Below are 21,057 nucleotides of genomic sequence, written 5' to 3'. Positions count from 1 at the left end.
CTATCTCAATAATTCTTTGATCCAGACGAGCATCTCTCCCTTTTCACGGTTTCCCCAATAACCGTAAGGAATAAATGTCAGTTCCGTCTCCCCAAGGACAGGCGGGCCTCCCCTCCTGTACAGAGTCTGTCCGTCCCAGTCTTCCTCGGATATCTTCTTTCCGGGAACTTTGAGAACCATACAGCCTCCGAGAAGCTTTTTCTCATACACCTCCTGTATCTCCTGATCTGACTGAATAAACGCAGACGCCAGATTGGAGCCGTTGTCAGTCTCCTCCAGGCAGTAGACAAGAGGACCTTTCACCAGAGCTGTTTTCCCCGAATCGGCACGCACCTGCGGATTGGCATGGACAAACTGTGCCGGCGCCTCGAAAGAAATATCCAGGCATGCTTCCTGAAAGTCTCCTTCTACTTTTGCGTATCCGTTTTCGACCGTAAAGTCTACGTTCCGGCCGTCTCTGCGGATCTTGAACTGACGCGCATATGAGGGAATACGGAAATAAAATGAAGCATGTCCGCTTTTCTCGCCTTTAACATGGAACTTCATCTGGTTTTTCCACGGGAAATCCCCTTTCAGTTCCAGGGTAAAAGCGGTTCCGTTTATTTCCACTTCTGCCTGGTTGGATATGTAGAGATTTGTATAAATCCTGTCCTTCTCCTGAAAATATATATACTGTCCGAGAGACGCCAGTGTCCGCGCAATATTTGTCGGACAGCATGCTACTCCGTACCATGTCTGACGTACTGCCTTAACGTGTTCTTTTGATGTCTTCGGCATACAGTTCGGAGGCCAGACCTCCAGCGGATTGACGTAGAAAAAGCTCTTTCCGTCCATGGCGATTCCGGAAAGCACTGTGTTGTACAGGGCCCTTTCTACAGTATCCATATATGCCGCGTCTTTTGTAATATCAGCCATTCTCTTCCCGAACATGGCAAGTCCGATAGATGCGCAGCTTTCCGAATAGTTGGAATCGTTTGGCAGATCATAGTCCGTTGTAAAACGTTCCAGTATCCCGGACGATCCGATCCCGCCTGTTATATACATCTGTTTACTTACAATATTGTTCCACAGTCTTTCACAGGCCGCGAACAGAGACGCATCGTTATATTCACAGGACAGATCCGCCATCGCCGTATACATATATACTGCCCTGACAGCATGTCCTTCCGCCTTCTGCTGCTCGCGTACCGGAATATCCGACTGTGAATACACCGGGTCATAGTTCGCGAATTCAGGCATAATAAGCTTGTATTTTTCAGATTTTGTCTCCCGGAGAAAATAATTTTCTCCCACGCCCCGGGCGTCAATAAAATATTTTGCGGTCTCAAGATATGCTTTCTTTCCTGTAACCCTGTACAGTTTCACAAGTGCCAGCTCAATTTCCTGATGGCCCGGATATCCGTGTATCTGATCTTCTCCTGTACCGAATGTTCTGCAGATCAGATCCGCGAACCGGCATACAATTTCAAGGAATCTTTTCTTTCCTGTAGATTCGTAATATGCCACTGCCGCCTCAATCATATGGCCCGCCGTATACAGCTCATGTCCTTCCATCAGGTTGGACCAGCGCATTTCCGGCTCTTTGATTGTAAAATATGTATTCAGATATCCGTCCGGCTGCTGGGCACGCCCGATCAGATCAATCGTCTCATCCGCCAGTCTCTCCAGGCCCTCGTCTCTTTCATAATTCAGTACAAATCCCACTGCTTCCAGCCATTTCGCCACATCTGTATCCTGGAATACAGCGCCGTAGTACTCGCCCTGACTTTCTCCTGCGGCAATTCTGAAATTCTCAATGCAATGGCTTGTCTCCACCCCCTCTAACTTATCGTTGAGAATATCCCACTGGTATGGAATAATCACGTCTTTGACCAATTTGATGTACTTTCTCCAGAAGTTATCCGTAATATGAATATCCTTCAGAGAAATACTTGAATTCGCTGCCTTTTTCATAATTCTCCTTCCATCCCTCTTTTTATTAAACGTTTAACGAATTTGGCAAAAAAATAATTACGCCGCGTGCATCCTCTATAAATCTCTGCGTAATCACCTTTCTTCTGTCTATTCTTATATCATAGGCAGCATGTTTTGTCAATAAAACCCTATATATATCGTTTAATATTATAATAAGTGCACAAATTCCATTTTGGATTTTTGTGCACTTATTTTTGAAATTTAACTGTTTTACTTTGACAGCATATTTTATTGTAAAATGCTTCCTGTTACAAACCGTTTTACGTCTCAGCTTTTTCTCCGGTTCCTTTCAGATCTACTACCGAGTTTCTGATAAGAAGACTGCAGGCCTCATGGATTTCCCAGGGACTGCCGGCTGTCTTTCCGGAGTCTCCCCGCTCTTTTTTCTCGATCATATCAATAACCATCTTACATGCCGTATAACCGATATCACTGAGCGGAAGAGCAATTGTTGTAAGAGGCGGTTTATAATAATTTGAAAGATCACGGTTATCAAACCCTACAACGGAGATATCCCGTCCGGGCAGGACTCCCCTCTCTTCAAGCCTGTCGTAAACACCCCCGGCCATAATGTCATTCATACAGAAAATGGCGGTAACTCCTTTTGAGAGCAGGTAATCCGTATTATTATATCCGCTTTCTCTTTTCCAGTCTCCCTGTACTACGATATCCGGATCAAAAAAAATCTTCTGATCATACAGGGCCTTCTGATAACCTCTGAGTCGGTCAAGGGTATGAATACTCTCTTCCTTACCGGTAATCACTCCAATAGACTTATGGCCCCGGTCGATCAGATAGCGGATCAGTGTATATGCTCCGTTCTTATCATCCACCGCAACAGACGGATACTCGTCTGACTTGCTGTATCCATAAGCCATGCTTGCCGGCACCGGAAGATGCTCCGGGAGAGACTTTTTCAAAATCCGCTCATGTGAAGTTACATAGACAATGCCGTCTACCTGCTTAGACAGCAGTTCCCTTATCTCTTTATCCACAATTTTGACAAAATTGTCATTTGCATAATAAGCGTCCTGATATTTCCTGTACAGACGAAGATTAGTCAGCAGAACGTGATAGCCCCTCTCTTCACAACACTTTGTAATTCCATCTATAATTCCCGGCGTACAGAAGACTGTCAGGTCTTCCGCCACAACCCCTATCGCCTGACTTTTTTTCAGTTTCAGATTTTTGGCAATGCTGTTCGGCGTGTAATTCAACTCATCTACTGCCTTTAATACTCTCGCTTTTGTTGCCTCACTTGCATTTGGCTTGCCGTTTAATATATTAGATACTGTCGCGATCGAAACACCACATTTCTGCGCAATCTCTTTAATTGTTACCATTTCTGTTCTCCTTCAATAACAATGATAAACTTTTCTCAAGCCATAATTTTCCTGCATTCTGCGTATAGAATAACATATTTTTTACATATTTTTCAATGTTTTGCGGCTTTTCAATCGTCTCAATTTTTCAACCGGATCCGCCGTACACCTCTGTTCGGAGCCTCCGTATACGGTTCTCTCGAAACCACACATGAACAGTATTCCTTTTATGAAGAAAACCGCACCGCAGTGTCAACTGCCGATGCGGTTTTCCCTCTTACTTAACAGAGCGCGTCATTTCACGAACATCGCCGTTTTTATCTGCGGCGCTTTCTCATGCCAATAATGCAGATAATTCCTGCCGCCGCAATTACAACAAGCACACCGTATACCATAATCGGACTGTTGTCTCCAGTCTGTACAGCTGCTTCGTTATTCTGCTCTCCGTCTGCGCCTGATCCGGAATTTCCGTTCTCACCGTTGCCTGACCCGTTATTTCCGTCCGGTGTCTGTCCCGGCTTGTCGTTCGGGTTTTCTCCCGGTTCTTCTCCTGGATCTTCTCCCGGCTGGGCAATCTCAAGAGCCACAATTGCATCTCCGAGCGCTGCCGCCGCTTTGTCAATCTGATCCTGTGTTGCTTCCGGGTCTTCTGCCGCCGCGAGTGCTGCCGCAAGCGCATCCTGCAGCGCGTTCCAGCTCTCTGCTGTGTAATTGTCCTTATCAAGTCTCTGTGCCACATTGATCAGAGCGTTAATTGCCGCAAGGTTTACTTCCTCAGCCGGCTCTGCTGCTTTAAGACCTGTGATTGCATCAACAAGGGCTGCCGCCGCTTTATCGATCTGAGCCTGTGTAGACTCTGCATCTTCCGCTGCTGCAACTGCGTCTGCAAGCGCATCCTCCAGTGCTTTCCAGCTGTCTGCCGTATAGTCGGACTCGTTGAGTTTCTGAGCCACATCGATCAGAGCATTGATTGCGTCAAGATCAGCTTCCTCTTTTGCCTCCTCAAGAGCGTCGATAGCGTCTCTAAGGGCTGCTGCCAGCTGATCGATCTGCTCCTGAGTTACATCGGGATCACTTACTGCCAGAGCGGCATTTACAAGCGCATTCTGCAGCGCGTCCCAGCTCTCCGTTGTATAACCGTCGTTCTGAATCTGCAGAGCTTCATCAATCAGAGCTCGAATCTCCTCAAGATTTACATCTGCGTGAACTTCTTCCAGTCCGTCGATCGCTGCCTGCAGTGCTTCCGCCGCCTTGTCTACGTCATCCTGTGTTGCCTCAACATTCTGATCAACACTGTACGCATTTGTAAGCGCTTCCGCGAATACTGCCCAGGATTCTTCTGTGTAGTCTGTGCGGTTGTATCCCTCAGCCTCTTTAATCAGGGCCTCAAGAGCCTCTCTGTCCACATCTGCCGGCGGTTCCGGTTCTGCTGCCACAAGTGCTGCCATTGCTTCATTCAGAAGAGCTGTTGCCTCGTCAACTGCTGTCTGGTCTGCGTTCTCATCCGCTGCCACAGTTTTCGCATTTTCAAGAGCTCTTGCGAAATTCGCCCAGGAATCTGCCGTATAATCTGTTTCCACACGTTTCTCTGCTTCATCGATTGCCGCGTTCAGAGCGTCTTTAACAACCGGTTCTTCTTCTCCGCCTGCAGCAGTTCCATATACTTTCCACTCAATAACACCTACACCGCATGCCGGATCGTTGTCATTTAAGAACTGCGGTTCCATTGTCATGCGAAGCGCTGTTGTGCGGATGCTTCCAAGCTCTGTTGTGTTGTACTGGTCTGCCTCGCATCCCGGTGTAACGTCTGTAAGCTCTACCCATTCTCCGTCGTCATTCAGATACTCGAATGTCACAGATTCCGGCATCTGATGTCCTCCGTTGTCCGTAAAGTAATATACATCCGTGCTGTCCAGGATCATCGGTTCATCCCATGTATAGGCAACCCATGCGTTCTGAATATTACCGTCAGCATCGTAACGGTCGTTCCAGTTGATCCATGCGCCGTTTGACAGATCGCTGGATGATGCAGGTTCGATCTCATCATTCATCTTCGGAAGACCGCCCTGGTCATAAGGTCTGCCGTCCTGGCCGTCATAGTTGCAGATGCCGGATACAGCGGCCAGCGGAGCAATATTAGTCTTTTCCTCCGGTATCGGCGCTACAGTGCCGTATACTTTCCATTCCATGATGCCCACGCCGTTGCCGTCGTTAGCCTGTTTCATCATCGTAACGCGGATTGCTGTCGTGGTTACTTCATCGAATGTGGTGTTATTGTAGCCGTCCATCGCAGTATCGTATGCAGATGCGTTTTCTACCGGCTGCCAGTTTCCTTCACTGTCAAGATACTCGTAATAATACTCGCTGGGAACCTGAATTCCGCCGCTTGTATAATCTCCCTCCGTACCATCGTACCAGAAGTAGATATCCGCTCCGTTCAGAGTTACCTCAGAGTTCCATGTATAGGTAACTGTCTCATAAGCGCTTGCATTGCCCCAGGAACCGTATCTGGACATAGACGGATTGTATGAATTCTCCGGAATCGCTCCGTCATTTACCGCACTCAGATTCTCCCAGGAGGATACAAAGCTGGTAGCTACACTTGCGCTGTATGCCAGATTTCCGTCTGCTGTCGGAAGTGACAGAATCAGATTTGCAAGTTTTGCCGCTGCTGCGTCTACTTCTTCCTGTGTCGTATCACTGCTGTCGCTGATTCTCTGTGCTTCATCAATGGCAGCCTGCAGTTCGGCGAGCTGCTCCTCGCTTGCGTCAAACAGTGACAGATCCAGATTATTTGCGCTGTCAATCACACGTCTTAATTGTGTCTTATCAATTACATTATCCGCATATCCCATAACCTGCCATTCGATCACGCCGCAGCCCAGTGTTCTGGGTGACATATTCATACGGATCGATGTTGTGATTACGGGGTCGAAGGTTGTTACATTATACTGGTTCAGTTCTGTACCGCATCCCTGTACATTCGGAAGCGGACGCCACTCTCCGTTTGCATCCTTATACTCATACCACACTTCTGCCGGAACAAAGTTTCCGTCTGTATAGTAGTATGCGTTGGACTGATAGATTGTAACTTCAGAATCCCAGTCATACTGTACCCATGCGTCTGATCCCTGCTCACCGAGCCAGTTGTGCCATACGCCGTGAGAAGTATCTCTGGAGCTTGCAGGATCGTAGCCGTCATTCAGGCCTGCCACGCCGCCCAGATCCCATGGAGTGTCAATGATAGCGCTTGGTTCTGCGATCAGAGCAATGTTTGTCGCTTCCCCTTCTGCAACCATAACTGTCACTTCTACGCGCATCTCTGTACCGTCTACAGTTCCGCCTACTGTAAAGTTTCCTTTTTCAGCATAGCTGTCTTCAGCGATTTCATCCCATGTAATACTGCTGTCCTGAATTGTGCCGTCCGGATGAATCACCTCAAGTGTCTCTGGAAGCGTCGGCGCTGTTCCCACCTGTGTGATCACAGTTCCGGCACGCTCAATGCCGTCTACATTTCCGGTCATTTCAAATGTTACATCTTCGTAGGAAGATACATCTTCATCGTAAACAGTTGACTTTCTGTCTGTTACAGTAAGCCGTACCGTATAAGTTCCAGGTGCATATGCTTTCAGCATCGCATCCGGCTGGTCTGCATTTGCAAGCACTGCGTTGCCGCCTTCCGGCTGGTCCACAATACTCCATGCATATTCCAGTTCATTTCCATAAGTAGAATCTCCTGTAGCGGAACCGCTCAGCTCAGCCACTGTGGTATTTGTCGGATTCTGTACTGCTGTCGCTTCATCAATGACCGGCGCGCTCTTCTCCGGAGCTGTTCCTACATTGATTACCAGATCTTCCGTAACACTCAGCTCGCCGTCGCTTACTGTCAGTGCTACTGTGTACTGTCCGTCAAGAGATGCTGTCGCTTCAGCAAACGGTTTGTTATCAGCGTCAAATGTAAGCTCTCCGCCTTCCGGCGCGTCTGTAACTTCCCAGCTGTATGTCAGAGTTCCGTCCGGAGCTCCGTCATCATAAGCAGATGCTTCCACGCGGAACGGTACCAGAGCCTGAGGCTCTTCATCCGCTTCAAGGGAATAAATCTTCGGAGCCTGATTCTCTCCGCCATCCATCTTTTCAATAGTAATTGTTGCGGATTCGCCTGCCGGAATAACTGCATATGCTATGCCCTCGTTTCCTGATACATAGCACTGCTCGCCTTCTTCTCCGTTTACTTTCACACTGTAGTAGCCGTCTTCAATGCCCGCGCCGCTTAATGTAATCTTTGACAGATGTCCGGTACCTGTTGTATTGCTTACAGTCAGATCAATATAATTGCCGCTCTCATCAATTACAGCTGTTGTGCAGGAATCCTGTTCCAGTTCTACATATATTTTGTCATCGATAATGTTGATTCTCTTTCCGATTCCGTCCAGCGGAGTAACGGTATAGCGGGTTCCGTCCTTGGATACTTCCGCGCCGTAGCCTGTCAGACCGAATACCGGATCTGTTGTTACGTCAGCACTGATTCTCAGCAATGATCCGTAAAGTCCTTCTTCACTCTCACCTGAGAAATCGTTCCAGCCGTTGTTCATAACACGGGTTCCGCCGTCATTTACATTCTGTGCTCCCTGACCGCCTTTTGATGCTGTGTATCTCCAGCTTACAGCTCCTACAGAATCTGCGGAAATCTGTCCCATATTAATTGCGTTGAAGTTGGAAAGTTTCGCGGCATAGTTTACACGCTGTGCCCATGCGCTGGAATCTGTATCCCAGCCGTTGTCCTGGTAACGCAGCCAGTCGTCCATGATGGATCCCGCAAGTGACGCCGTATACTGGAAATTCCACCAGCTCTCGCCGCCCCGGAATACCGGATCTGCATAATAATACCATGTGGGCTGGATACCACGCATTGCACGTGTCTTCCACTCTGCTCTTTCCATATTGTTAAGAGCGTCATCTACATACTCGCTGTCCGGATAATATTCGATCAGCGCGTTTGCTGCAGCGTAAGCACCCTCTTCACCTGTATTATCATACTCAAACTCTGAGCCGTAAGGATAATCTGCGGTAGCCATAATAGTTCCTTTAGTCAGAGCGAACTGTTCCTGAAGGGTGTCCGCTTCTTCCGTCATGCCTTCCTCACGAAGCGCCTCGATAATCTGGGGCACCTGCTGCTCTCCGTAAAAGCCGACCGCGCCGGCTCCCACGCGTTTGTTGTAAATGTTGTATGCCTTCTCCAGATACCATTCTGCAGGCTCACGGTAATCAATCAGATCCGGATATGCCTTTTCGATCCGGTACATATTGAAGAATCCTGTGGCCTCCATCATCTCGGAGAATGTTCTCGTATATGGCGAACTTGTATCGCTGTACGCACCGGATGCGCTCAGATAGTTTGCCACTATATAGTCATCCTGCGTGTTCTTCATGTAAGTATTCCACATGAAGTCGATCAGATATTTTTCAATGGACTCTACCTCTTCCGGTTCCGGATCCAGATAGTTCTTCATTGTCATGAAGTTAATGTTATCGTGGCTCCAATCATCGCCCCAGTGTGTTCTCTGGGTTGCGTCTTTTCCGCTTGAAAGATACCAGTCGCTGTAGATACCATATGTAGCGCTGTCCGGATCATTGTCCTGTGTTTCATTTACCATGAAATCAGAGTGCGCTTCGATTGTCGCGTCCAGCTCTTCCAGTACGTTGAACTCGAACTGTGTAAATTTCTCTTCGCCGTCCAGCTTATACTCCACACGCACGCTGTTGTTTCCGATACATCCGAAATTCAGTTCATAGATGTTGTGCCATTCTCCGTCAACTTCTGTTGAACTCACATATGTAGCGGAATCTGTATCCGAATGCTCTGTCGTACGGGAGTTATTTACCATTCCGTCCACCTGTTCCGGAATGTGTTCTTCATCCCAGGGATCATTCTCATGCACACACTGAATCTCTACATTAACATCTGTGATCCTGCTGGGATCATAGTGCAGATCCAGCTTTGTCGGCATATTGATCGCTGTCTGGAATCCGGGTACTGCAACTGCGTCGATCATTCCTGAATCATACAGGATAGAACGCTGATTGTTCTCACGCTCTTCTACAGAATCTGACGCATTGTTCGGGTCCTCCGCACTGTCCTGAGGTGAGTTGTCTCCCGCCCGAACTGCCGAAAACTTGAATGAGTATGTCTTGCTCTCGCCCGGCTCCAGCACAAGGCTTGTCGCATCTGTAAAGTATCCGCGGCCCGTCTTCTGGATATCTTTTGAGTGAATATAATACACCTGCAGTCCCGGGAACCAGCCACCGGTATCACTTGTCCAGTTTGCATACAGATCGCCGTTACGGGTTCCCTGTACACCATTCATTCCGCCGCCGGTACTTCCGATCCACTGATCGATGTACTCAATTCTCGCGCCGGTCTCCGGTACCGGAGTAAACATCATGTAGTTTCCTTCACCGCTGGTACGGATCGCATAGGCATATCCACTGTCCGCACCTGCAAAGGTATGTACTGTCATGCGATTATTATATGTATCGCTGATATTCGCGTACTTGTTATTCCACGGCATCGGAAGTCCTACATCGCCGAATTCAATGTACTGATCGCTTGTATTTTCCAGTGTAATTGACCAGAGCAGGGAACCGTCGTCTGTGCCCATGTCAAAAACGGACTGTACATCGAATCCCTTCATTGTACGCTCGTCTGTAGAATCCAGATCCTGTCCCTTAAAGGTGACTTCAACCCTGTCATCCTCAACATTCTTCTCAATGTAAGGATTGGACTCCAGATTCTCGGAAGCGTCCGAATACGTAGTGGAACCGCCCGCAGCCAGAGTCCGGTTTGTGTCTACTTCAACAAATCCGCTTGTGTCCTCCGGGAAAGTTCCGTCCTCACTTGTTCTGTAGGAAAAGATCATCTCTCCCATCCACTGATGAGCCGTGTTGTTCTGCTGTGCCGAATCATTGGGAAGCACAAAATTTACATCCTGACCATAGCTGTTCTGCCTGTTATTGTTAATCGTCAGAGATGAAATCTGGCCCAGATCCCCGATCCCAGCCGTAAGACTGCTATTGGAGATCTCATCGGATGAAGGCGCCGCCTCAGCCTTTGCCGCCGGAATTACCGACAGTGTGGTTGCCACCATGGCTGCGGACAGAACAAGAGAAATACCTCTTCTCCTCACCAAACGTCCTTTTTTCATAACTTTTTTCCTTTCTGCCTGTGGCTTCAGTGTACTTAAGAACGCCTCTGTACACTAATGCCTGCCCTTTAGTTACTGGCTTCCGCAGACTTCTTTCCTGTGACAAAAGAACCCTGTATCAGCCTGCAGAGTATAGTTTTGAAGCATGACCGCCGTTAGTTAAACGTTTTATATTATTTTAAGGCTTTTGCTTCTCTCTTACACCCTGTCCATAAACTTTATCGCCTCTTCTACACCACACCCTCTCCACTTTATATTTATTTAGAATAATATCATGTATTTATTATATATGCAAATAGAAATTAAACGTTTAATATTAGTGAATATGCACAATTCTTATTTTTAATTTCCAGGTCTGCTGTCCGATGAACGGATTCTCCTGTCATTTTTCCAAAGCAAAAAAAAACAGGAACAGATTTCTCCATTCCTGTTTTGCCTCTTCTGTTGTATTCACTTAAAAGTCATATGATGAAACCGGAAGATATGACAGTTTCCATTCATCTCCGTCTTTTTCGTAAGTCAGATACTTTGTCATTTCATAATTGCTTTCTCCCGGATCATCGCTCCAGTACCGCCGGTAGGTTTCTTTTTTATCCATTGTAATATACAGATCAATACTTCCGGCGTCCGGCTGTGAGCTGAGCTCTGCATTAATATTATTAAGCTGCAGGGAGATGACTCCGCTTGTCTCTCCATCGCCTGCCAGTCCTTCTACAAGACTTTCATAATCATCTTTCACATAGCCTTCATCGAGAGCCTGCTCTGTAAAGCAGCTTTCTATTTCGCTGAAGTCTTTTCCCTGAAGAGCGCTTTCCATAATCAGCTTAATGTCATCACCGGCCTGAGCAGCCACCTGATCTACTGTCTCCTGTGACGGGATCAGTGTAATATACGACTCATCAATACCATAACTGGAAACCTCAAGAAGACGATTATAATCCATCATGCCTTCTTCTGTAACTGACATCTGATACTCGCCTGTAAACAGATACGGAATAGTGATTGTCTTCATTCCGTCATCCACTTCAGCGCCTGAGCTGTCCACTTCGGTTCCGTTCAAAGTCATTTCCGCACTTTCTGGAATTGTAATCTGCACATCCTGAGCCCAGCTGTCGGAGGAAGTTACTTTCCAGTCATCCCAGAACAGGAACTGCTTTCCGCTTGTCTTTGCCACAGTCAGATAGCTGTAACTCTTTTCCGAACTTCCTTTCACACGGTATTCGATCACGTAATACTTCATGTCATCATTATTCAGCGTCTCATCTGTTTCATCAGAAACATAATCTCCCAGGAGGGAGTTCAGATCACTGAGTTCATCCTGCGCCTGCTGTACTGTATCAATAACTTTTACTGACTCATAGTCTATGATTTCATCATTATTGGCGTTTGCGTTTACATACATCTGCCTGCTCAAAAGATCGCTGTCGGGAAAACTGCAGTAATCGTATGCCTTTCCCCACTCATGATTCATAGATGCTTCCCAGTAATTCAGCGCGACTGTCTCCGGAGAGAATCTTTTTCCCATCACCATTACCAGACCTATAATCAACGCAATTGCCGCTACAGCCTCTGCTATAACCACAAACATAAGCTTTGGAAGAGGTTTTCTCTGTGCCGTCTGTTTTGACGCCGCTCCTGCCGGCTGACCCTGATAGGCATTTCCTCCATAGCCCTGCTGCCATGACGTTCCTCCGTCTGCAGGCTGCCCCTGCCACGGCTGCCCTCCATCGGAAGGCTGCCCCTGCCATGACGGCTCTCCGCCGGACGGCTGACTCTGCCATGGCTGTTCTCCATCGGACGGCTGCCCGGGTGTCTCATATTCCTGAAATTCCGGTTCTTCCGGCGCTTCAACTTCTCTTAAGGGCGTTCCGCATGCCGCACAGAAAAGATCTGCATCGTCATTTTGGGCACCACAATTTGGACAAAACATCTTTTCACCCGCCTTTCCTAATTCCAGCCATTCGCGTCTTCAAACTCAAGAAGCTTATCGACATTTGATTTTTCGGTTTTGGAAAACTGTGCTGATACCTTTTCCATATCCGACTCTTTATCCATGTTTTTGTACCAGTCATACTGATTAAAGAAATCAATATTTTCCTGCATGGTAAATTCATATCCATGGCGGGCATAAATCTCATTGATTGCTCTTCTGCATGTATCTGCGTCTGTTACAGTCTCACTGATCCTGTCGTCTGTCAGAAGGACTTTGTCGCTGTCCGGGAACACAAAACCACTGTACATGCCGTCTTCATCATCAGTTGTCTCTGATCCGCCTGATGACTCCTTCAGACTTCCGCCCGAGAAATTAACTGACGCATCTGAACTGTACTCTGAATCGTACTCAATATCAGTATATGTATCTGCATTGGCAGTAAAATCTTTCGGAACATCCGCCGTAATGTCTGCGCCTCCGAATTCCGGAAGCACAAAAGCAGCGATCAGGAGTACAAGCAGTATCACGTCCGCCACACCTGCCGCAATCGCCGCGATCAGCCAGCCGGGGGATGATTTTTTTTCATTATTTTTCATATTGGTCGCTCTTTTCTAAACAAATTACCCAATCTCACTTATAAGCGCGGTGATGAAGCTTCTGGCTAAAAGATATACAACAAGCGCGCTTATAATAGACATACACAGTTTTGCTATAAAATATGCATATGGTTTCCTGTTTTCATTCATCTGCTGTACACAGCCCTGATAAACAGCAAACTGTATAAAAGTACTGATCGGAGAAAGGAGCAAAAATGCTACAAACGCCACTTCAACTGCCATAAGTCCCAGAATTATTACAATCAAAAATACAACAGTGTCATAGATTGCTCTTGCACCTATTACATTAATCATTGTATTTACACTTGTTCTTCCTCCAAATGCTCCGGTAAGCGCTTTCATTATAACCGCTTCCAGGAAATCAATGCCTGCCGTCAAAATCAGAATCACCATAATCATGCGGAAATACGGCATATCCACCTCTGCATATCCGTGACTTGCGCTCTCTATTTTTCCTGCAATAATAGCCATTGCAATAAGTACTACAACGAGAAATACAACGGTCTTGGCTACAATAAACTCAATCCCGACCGCAGCGCTGTTAGATGCGGAAAGTTCTCTGATTCTGCTTACAGGAGCTTTCAAAATAGGTATTATCTCGGAAAACATATTCTTTGTTCCGGATACAAACTCGTCCTTCCGTTTGTTCAGCCACTCCATTTCTTTTGTAGGACCCTGCTGATAATTCTGCTGGCCTCCCGGCTGGCCCTGCTGGTAGTACTGCTGGCCTCCCGGCTGACCCTGCTGGTAATACTGCTGGCCTCCCGGCTGACCCTGCTGGTAGTACTGCTGGCCTCCCGGCTGGCCCTGCTGGTAATACTGCTGGCCTCCCGGCTGACCCTGCTGGTAGTACTGCTGCCCCCCCGGCTGACCCTGCTGGTAATTCTGCCGGCTCCCCGGCTGGCCCTGCTGATAATTCTGCCGGCCTCCCGGCTGACCCTGGGATACCCCTGCATTCTGCGCGCCGCCCGCATTCTGGGCCGTACAGTTGCAGACTTCTCCTTCCTTCAATGGTCTTCCACATTTTGTACAAAATCTTGCCATGATTCTCTCCTCCTTGTCTTTTTCTATGGCTGTCTTTCTATATTTACTGCAGACCTGCTGCGCTTACAACCCAGTCACGTCCATCTTTCACCATCGGCAGTACCTGTGTGTCGGTATCCGATGTCCCCTGATATGTAACCGCGAAATCTACTGTCACGAGGCAGGTGTCATCTCCCGTATATTCTACATCCACCACTGTCAGATCGAACTGAGGCGTCAGCCCGGCTGCCGACATATAACCGCCAAGCCCGCTGGCGAGATCCGACAGAGCCCCGAGATCAAAATTCAGCAGTTCTCCGCCAACTCCAAGCAGTCCCGAATATATTCCCTGACTCTGCTCATCAAAACATTCGAGAAGAGCCTGCTGGTCCATCCGGTTCAAAGCATCTTCCATTTTCTGAACCGTATCTTCCGGTGTCCCTGCTTTAAAAAACAACAGATACAGCATTACCGCTATGGCAATCAGCGCCGCCGCTATAAGCAGCGTCAGCTTCAGGCGGATTGCTGAACCTGCCGCCTTTCCTGCTCCCCGCACCGCTCTCCCGGCCATCTGCGCACCGCCGGCTGCCATCTGCATGCCGGATCCCATCATGTGCGCGCCGCCGGACGGATAAAAGCCCTGATTCGCCGGACCGGCTCCATATCCCGGCCCCGACATATAGGATCCGCCGGAATTGTAAGAATTATGTTGCTCGCTGCCCGGTGCCCCCGGCTGATAAAAATGTCCGTTTCCCGGCTGCTGAGCATAATTTCCCGGCCCATTTGTATGCACGTTTCCGGCATTTTCATATCCGCTGCCCGTCTGTGGAGCACCATCTGACTGAACAGTTCTGCTGCCGCAGTATGCACAAAAAACTGAACCATCCCGCAGCTGCCGCCCGCATTTTCTGCAGAACATAATGCCACCCCCTCGAAAGAAAATTTCATTTATAAATTTTTTATAAATTCACCTCTTCATTATAAAAATAAACATTTTTTTTGTCAATGTTTTAAAGATGTTCATCTTTAATAATAATGCCGGAAGGACAGCTCCATTATCAGGACAAATTAACAATTAAATTCCGCATATTTTCCGCTTCATAACAGCAAAAAACATTTCTTCACCCTCTTTCTAAATCATGCTATAATAGTCAGAAGAGCCGGCTGAAGCTTCTTTACATATAAATTCTTCGCCGTTTTCCTTAAAACAGACACATTTTCGGAGGTCAGACTATGGCAGAAAAAAATATAACTCAGAAAATCATCCTGAGCGCGGACAGTACCTGCGATCTGGATGAAGAATTAAAAGAACGGTATCACGTGAATTACTTTCCGCTCCATATCATACTGGACGGAAAAGACTATATGGATAATGTGGATATTACGCCGGAGCAGATATACCAGGCATATTATGACCGTAAGATCCTGCCGAAAACTGCCGCTGTAAATGTAGAAGAATATATCGAACATTTCAGGCCCTGGGTGGAACAGGGATATGAAATTATTCACATCAATCTGGGACACGCACTGTCAAGCGTGTATCAGAACTGCTGCCTCGCGGCATCTGAGCTGGGGCATATCCATGTAATCGACAGCTGCAATCTCTCAACAGGAACCGGCCTCCTTGTCGTAGCTGCCGGCAAAATGATACAGCAGGGTCTGGATGCGGAGACAATTGCCCGTGCTCTCAGGGAGCGCACCTCCAGATGCCACGCCAGTTTTATCCTCGACACACTTACATTTCTTCACGCCGGCGGACGCTGTTCTTCCATTGCGGCGCTGGGCGCCAATATGCTGAAGCTGAAGCCCTGCATCCAGGTGGACAACCGCGATGGCAGCATGGGTGTGGGCAAAAAATACCGCGGCGCCCTGGATAAGGTTCTTGTCAGATATGTAAAGGATGAGCTGGGCCGATACACGGACATCAGCCCGGAGCTTCTCTTTATAACCCACTCCGGAATTCCTCAGGAATATATCCGTCTGGTGAAGAAAACCGTGGAAGAAACCATGCATTTTGATGAAATTCATATTACCAAAGCAAGCTGTACCATATCCTGTCACTGCGGTCCCAATACTCTGGGAATCCTCTTTGAGACGAAAAAATGAGGCGCATACGGCCATAAGCCCGCCAAAGCCCACGGCGTCTGAGGAATACAAAAGGAAAAATCGTGAATCATAAAAGAAAAAGGAGTACACATAGATGGATACAAAACCTGTATTTCACGGAAGTGACATTGAAAAGATCTGTGAATATTACAATCTTAAAAAAGAAGATATTGTAAATTTCGGAGCGAATGTCAACCCGCTGGGTCTGTCCCCCCATGTTAAGGAAGCAATTACGGACAATCTGAATCTTCTTTCTTCCTATCCGGACAGAGATTATACCGCCCTCCGCCGGGTCATCGCCGGATACTGCGATATTCCGGCGGACTATATTCTTCCCGGCAGCGGTTCCAGCGAGCTGATTGCCCTTCTGATCGAAGTGCGCGCGCCGAAGCATACACTTGTGCTGGGTCCTACTTATTCGGAATACTCCCGGGAACTTTCCTTTTCCGGAAGTACCCAGGAATACTATCACCTGAATGCATCGGATAATTTTTCCCTGGATGTGGATGATCTTTGCCGTGTACTGGACAACGGATATGATTTTCTTATCCTCTGCAATCCGAATAATCCCACATCATCCGCTATTTTAAACAGTGATATGAAAAAAATTCTTTCCTTCTGCAGGGAAAAGGACATCTTTGTGATGGTGGATGAAACTTACGCTGAATTTGCTCCGGATATTTCTGCCGTGACAGCTATCCCCTTTACCCGAACGTATCCGAATCTTATGGTCCTCAGAGGCGTTTCCAAATTCTTCGCCGCCCCCGGAATGCGTCTGGGATACGGCGTCACGGGAAACAGAGCGTTTCTTGAAAAAATGAAGGAGAAACAGATTCCCTGGTCCTTAAACAGTATCGGCGCCTTTGCGGGAGAGATCATGTTCCAGGATCAGGAGTATATCAGCAGAACGCGAAGCCTCATTCTCTCAGAACGGGACAGAATGTACAAAGAAATCGAAAAGCTTCCTGCTTTTAAGTCCTATTTCCCGTATGCCAACTTCCTGCTTCTTAAGATTCAGAAGCCGGATGTCACTTCCTTCGATGTATTTGAATTATGTATAAAAAACAATCTTATGATCCGGGACTGCAGTTCCTTCCAGTGTCTGGACGGCGAATTCATCCGGTTCTGCATTATGATGCCCGAAGACAATTCCCGGCTTCTGGAAGTTCTCAGAACCGTTTAAGCCCGGCTGTATAAATCTGTAAAGCCAGAACAGACCTGCAGATAAAAAAGAAGAGAGTGCTGCATCGGCTGCATATACTCTCTTCCTGTTATCTGCCTGTTTCTTTTCTGCTGACTCTGCTTTTCCTGAGCAGACGCCTTTCACTCCTCAATCTCTTCTCCCAGATAAAATACTTTAAAAAATAACTCCAGGGACTCAAACAGCTCCCGTTTTTTCTGCTGAAGCTCCTTGATCTTGAGCACGCTTCCGATCTCGTCAAAGGCAAAATCCCCTTCCTCATGGTCCACTTTCAATTCAAGATTTCCACCTTCATCAAACACCAGAAGCAAAACTCCTCCCACATCCTCCGTATAAAGCACACACATAATCTGCAGCTCCTGTTTGATTGTTTCCGGAAGCGCGTCAAATTCCGGATTCAGATAAAACTTCTGTTCATAAGAACTGGCTGCGCACAAAACAATTTCGTCATTCATAATTCTCCTTTCTGACAATTTGCCCCAAAGGGGACAGACCCTTTTGGAAAGGGGTCTGTCCCCTTTGACTGAAATTTTCAGACATATCCGTATACACCGCGCACGGACACTTCTCCTGCGCAAATTTTTTCTACTGTGCCGTCTTCTCTCCGGACAACCAGTTCTCCTTTCTGGTTGATCCCCTCCGCAAAGGCCTTATACTCTGAATCTTTTTCCAGTATAAGAACCTCCCGTCCCCGGTTTATAAGAAGACCGCTGTATTTTTCCATAAGTCCCGACATGTCTTCTGTCTGCATAAATATTTTATAATCTTCCTCAAAATGCCTCATCACTGCCGCAATAACGGGAGCCCGCTTTACCCGTTTCCCGGTCTCTGAGAGGAGGGATGTGGCCGTCTGTATTTCTTCCGGAAAGCTCTGCACATTTACATTAATTCCCACTCCTACAGTGACATGGTTGATATAATCCACCTGGGTACTCATCTCCGTCAGAATTCCCACAAGTTTTTTCCCGCTGACAATAATATCGTTAGGCCACTTGATCTGAACCTTCACATCTGCGCAGTCCATGATGCCTTCCGCTACGCTGCATGCCATGACAAGCGTAAGCATGGGCGCTTTTTCCGGAGTAAGCTCCGGGCGCAGAAGAATGGACATATAAATACAGGAACCGCCCGGGGATTCCCATGTGCGGCCCCTCCTGCCCCGTCCGGCCGTCTGTCTGTCCGCAACTGCCAGAGTTCCGTGGGGGGCGCCCTCATCCCCCAGATGCCGGATTCTGATGTTTGTCGAGTCTGTTTCCGGATAGTAAACCACAGGCTTTCCTGCCCATTCCGTCTCCATCAGGCTTGCCACTTCCTCGGCCGTTATAACATCCGGTTCATCAAGAATACGATATCCTTTGCTCCGGACAGCTTCCACCTGATACCCCTCTTCCTGGAGCTGCCGGATCACCTTCCACACCGCAGTCCGGGAAACGCCGAATTTCTCACAGATTTCCTGTCCCGACACATAGTCACCGGTCTCACGAAGCATTTTCAGAATTTCCGCTTTCATAATGTAGCCATCATCACAGCTTTGATCGTATGCATACGGTTTTCCGCCTCGTCGAATACTTTTGACTGTTCGGACTCAAATACTTCGTCTGTGACTTCCATATCCTCAATACCAAACCTCTGACCCATTTCTTTTCCGATTTTTGTCTTCAGATCATGGAACGCCGGCAGGCAATGAAGGAAAATCGCGTCTTTTTTCGCATTTGCCATAACTTCTTTAGTTACCTTATACGGAGTAAGCTCACGGATTCGTTCTTCCCACACCTCATCCGGCTCACCCATAGACACCCACACATCTGTATAAATAACATCTGCGTCTTTCGTGCCTTCTTCCACATTATCAGTCAGGGTAATGGTTGCGCCGGACTCTTCTGCGTAACCCCGGCATGTCTGAACCAGTTCTTCATTCGGGAAATATTTTTCCGTCGTGCAGGCTACAAAATGCATTCCAAGTTTGGAACATGCAACCATAAGAGAGTTGCCCATGTTGTATCTCGCGTCTCCCATATACACCAGCTTAATGCCTTCCAGTTTTCCGAACCGTTCACGGATGGTCAGCATGTCCGCCAGCATCTGTGTCGGATGGTATTCATTTGTCAGACCATTCCACACCGGCACTCCCGCGTATTTTGCCAGTTCTTCCACAATTTCCTGGCCGAATCCACGGTACTCGATTCCATCGTACATCCTTCCCAGCACCCTTGCCGTATCCTCTATACTTTCCTTCTTTCCCATCTGGGAACCGGTGGGCCCCAGATATGTAGTTCCCATTCCCATATCGTGCGCCGCCACCTCAAAAGCGCAGCGGGTGCGGGTGCTGTCTTTCTCAAAAATCAGAGCTACATTTTTCCCTTTATAATTGTCCACCGGGATGCCTTTTTTCTTTTTTTCCTTCACATCCGCGGCCAGATCAAGCAGATAAACTATTTCTTCCTTTGTGAAATCCTTTAATGTAAGAAAATTTCTTCCTTTTAAATCCATAATTCTGTCCCTTTCTATCTGTATTAATGTGTGCACAAATGCCGGCAGCTTCATCCGGCTGACTGCACGGTCATACCGTTCCTCAATCAGCCTGAAAAGCTCATCTACAGTGTAAATCCTGTATTTCGAAATCCTCAGCTGCTTTGCGCAGGCTTCCAGCATGGCCATGTACAGTTCTTTATCCGTACTTCTCAGCGGCAGCTTCAATACAAAAGCCAGTTCTGCTTTCTCCATATCGCTGACGCCGCGCATCCGGCGCTCAAACCACGCTTCCTCATGCTCCTGGTCAATATAATAAATGATTCCTTCCAGACCGTAAAGCATCCGCTTAGCATCATAATAACCGATTTTCAGATTTTTTGCACTGCGTTTCCGGTCAAATTCGATAATACTTCCCAGTTTTACCCGGGGGCCGATCCTGTATACCTCCGCGTCTTCCGGCATCTTCACCCTCGGTTCTCTTCCCGGTCCGTAAATCCGTATCTCTATGATATCTGTATATCCCCGTTTCACAAGCGACCCCAGGGGCACATTGTTGATCACTCCTCCGTCAATATAACGGCGGCCGTCCAGCTTCTCATTGCGGAAGCCGATCAGATATGCGCTGGCCAGAAGATAATCCTTAAGCTTTCCCTCCGGAATATCCGAAATACTCAGATCCAGTTCCTTAAAATCTGTAAGGGAAAATGTGAGAATACAGAATTCTTTTCCTGACATTCTTATTTTTCCCTCATCTATATTTTTCTGAATGAGATTTTTAAGCGGTGTGATATCCACTCCCCGCTCAGTCAGGATCCGCCTTGCCTCTGCCAGAATCTCGCTGAACCGGTGCTCTCCGTCAAAAAGCTGTTCCATCCATGTATCATCTACATCCATTACCTGAGAAAATGAAATATTCTTCCAGATCTGCTCCGCTTTTTCCGGGTCGTCCATGCAGATCAGCGCGCCGTTCAGCGCTCCCACAGATGTTCCGGCAACGGCGTTAATCCTTACACCTGCCTCTTTCAGCGCTTTCCAGGCTCCGATCTGATACGCTCCTCTGGCTCCTCCTCCGTCAAGAACGAGACCGTATTCTTTTAACAGGTCAATCAACGGTTCCATCAGCACTTTCCTCCTGAATCTCTTATACCGGACCATATCAGTATACACTCATATGTATAAAAATGCAATATATATGTATAAAAATTCA

At 47.5% G+C, this 21,057-nt stretch carries 12 protein-coding genes; 2 read left to right on the top strand and 10 right to left on the bottom strand.

Annotated features, from left to right (window positions below):
• From AC0QUU_RS03560 to AC0QUU_RS03530, 7 genes are all read right to left on the bottom strand, one after another.
• Complete coding sequence (locus tag AC0QUU_RS03560) at positions 1-1,953, bottom strand: glycoside hydrolase family 127 protein (RefSeq protein ID WP_474544629.1); 1,953 nt, start codon at positions 1,951-1,953, stop codon at positions 1-3.
• A gap of 281 nt (positions 1,954-2,234) precedes the next feature.
• The gene (locus AC0QUU_RS03555) at positions 2,235-3,317 is read right to left on the bottom strand and encodes a LacI family DNA-binding transcriptional regulator (RefSeq protein ID WP_474544628.1); all 1,083 of its coding nucleotides are present in this window, start codon (positions 3,315-3,317) and stop codon (positions 2,235-2,237) included.
• 296 nt (positions 3,318-3,613) lie between these two features.
• Entirely contained in the window at positions 3,614-10,498 is a 6,885-nt protein-coding gene (locus AC0QUU_RS03550; protein WP_474544627.1) for a DUF5695 domain-containing protein, read from the bottom strand.
• Positions 10,499-10,952: 454 nt separating this feature from the next.
• The gene (locus tag AC0QUU_RS03545) at positions 10,953-12,428 is read right to left on the bottom strand and encodes a zinc ribbon domain-containing protein (RefSeq protein ID WP_474544626.1); all 1,476 of its coding nucleotides are present in this window, start codon (positions 12,426-12,428) and stop codon (positions 10,953-10,955) included.
• A 17-nt stretch (positions 12,429-12,445) separates the two neighbouring features.
• Positions 12,446-13,027 carry a YARHG domain-containing protein gene (locus AC0QUU_RS03540; protein WP_474544624.1) on the bottom strand — a complete coding sequence of 194 codons (582 nt, stop codon included), beginning with the start codon at positions 13,025-13,027 and terminating at the stop codon, positions 12,446-12,448.
• A 24-nt stretch (positions 13,028-13,051) separates the two neighbouring features.
• Complete coding sequence (locus AC0QUU_RS03535; protein WP_474544622.1) at positions 13,052-14,092, bottom strand: hypothetical protein; 1,041 nt, start codon at positions 14,090-14,092, stop codon at positions 13,052-13,054.
• Between the two features lie 43 nt (positions 14,093-14,135).
• Positions 14,136-14,990, bottom strand: coding sequence for a zinc ribbon domain-containing protein (locus AC0QUU_RS03530; protein WP_474544621.1), 855 nt, complete (start codon positions 14,988-14,990; stop codon positions 14,136-14,138).
• A 314-nt stretch (positions 14,991-15,304) separates the two neighbouring features.
• On the opposite strand from AC0QUU_RS03530, the gene AC0QUU_RS03525 reads away from it, so the two are divergent.
• Positions 15,305-16,177, top strand: a complete 873-nt coding sequence (locus AC0QUU_RS03525) for a DegV family protein (protein WP_474544619.1) — start codon at positions 15,305-15,307, stop codon at positions 16,175-16,177.
• Positions 16,178-16,271: 94 nt separating this feature from the next.
• Positions 16,272-17,360, top strand: a complete 1,089-nt coding sequence (locus AC0QUU_RS03520; RefSeq protein WP_474544617.1) for a pyridoxal phosphate-dependent aminotransferase — start codon at positions 16,272-16,274, stop codon at positions 17,358-17,360.
• 140 nt (positions 17,361-17,500) lie between these two features.
• Here the strand turns inward: AC0QUU_RS03520 and AC0QUU_RS03515 are convergent, their stop codons facing one another.
• From AC0QUU_RS03515 to argF, 3 genes are all read right to left on the bottom strand, one after another.
• Positions 17,501-17,833 carry a DUF6145 family protein gene (locus tag AC0QUU_RS03515; RefSeq protein ID WP_474544616.1) on the bottom strand — a complete coding sequence of 111 codons (333 nt, stop codon included), beginning with the start codon at positions 17,831-17,833 and terminating at the stop codon, positions 17,501-17,503.
• A gap of 77 nt (positions 17,834-17,910) precedes the next feature.
• The gene (locus tag AC0QUU_RS03510; protein ID WP_474544614.1) at positions 17,911-18,888 is read right to left on the bottom strand and encodes a biotin--[acetyl-CoA-carboxylase] ligase; all 978 of its coding nucleotides are present in this window, start codon (positions 18,886-18,888) and stop codon (positions 17,911-17,913) included.
• Positions 18,885-20,969 carry an ornithine carbamoyltransferase gene (gene argF / locus AC0QUU_RS03505; protein WP_474544612.1) on the bottom strand — a complete coding sequence of 695 codons (2,085 nt, stop codon included), beginning with the start codon at positions 20,967-20,969 and terminating at the stop codon, positions 18,885-18,887. Before argF ends, AC0QUU_RS03510 begins: the two co-directional genes overlap by 4 nt.
• Positions 20,970-21,057: the final 88 nt, after the last annotated feature.

Source organism: Mediterraneibacter sp. HA8405 (assembly GCF_056148955.1).
Note: the sequence above shows the minus strand (reverse complement) of the source record. Positions and strands in the feature narration are given on the sequence as shown.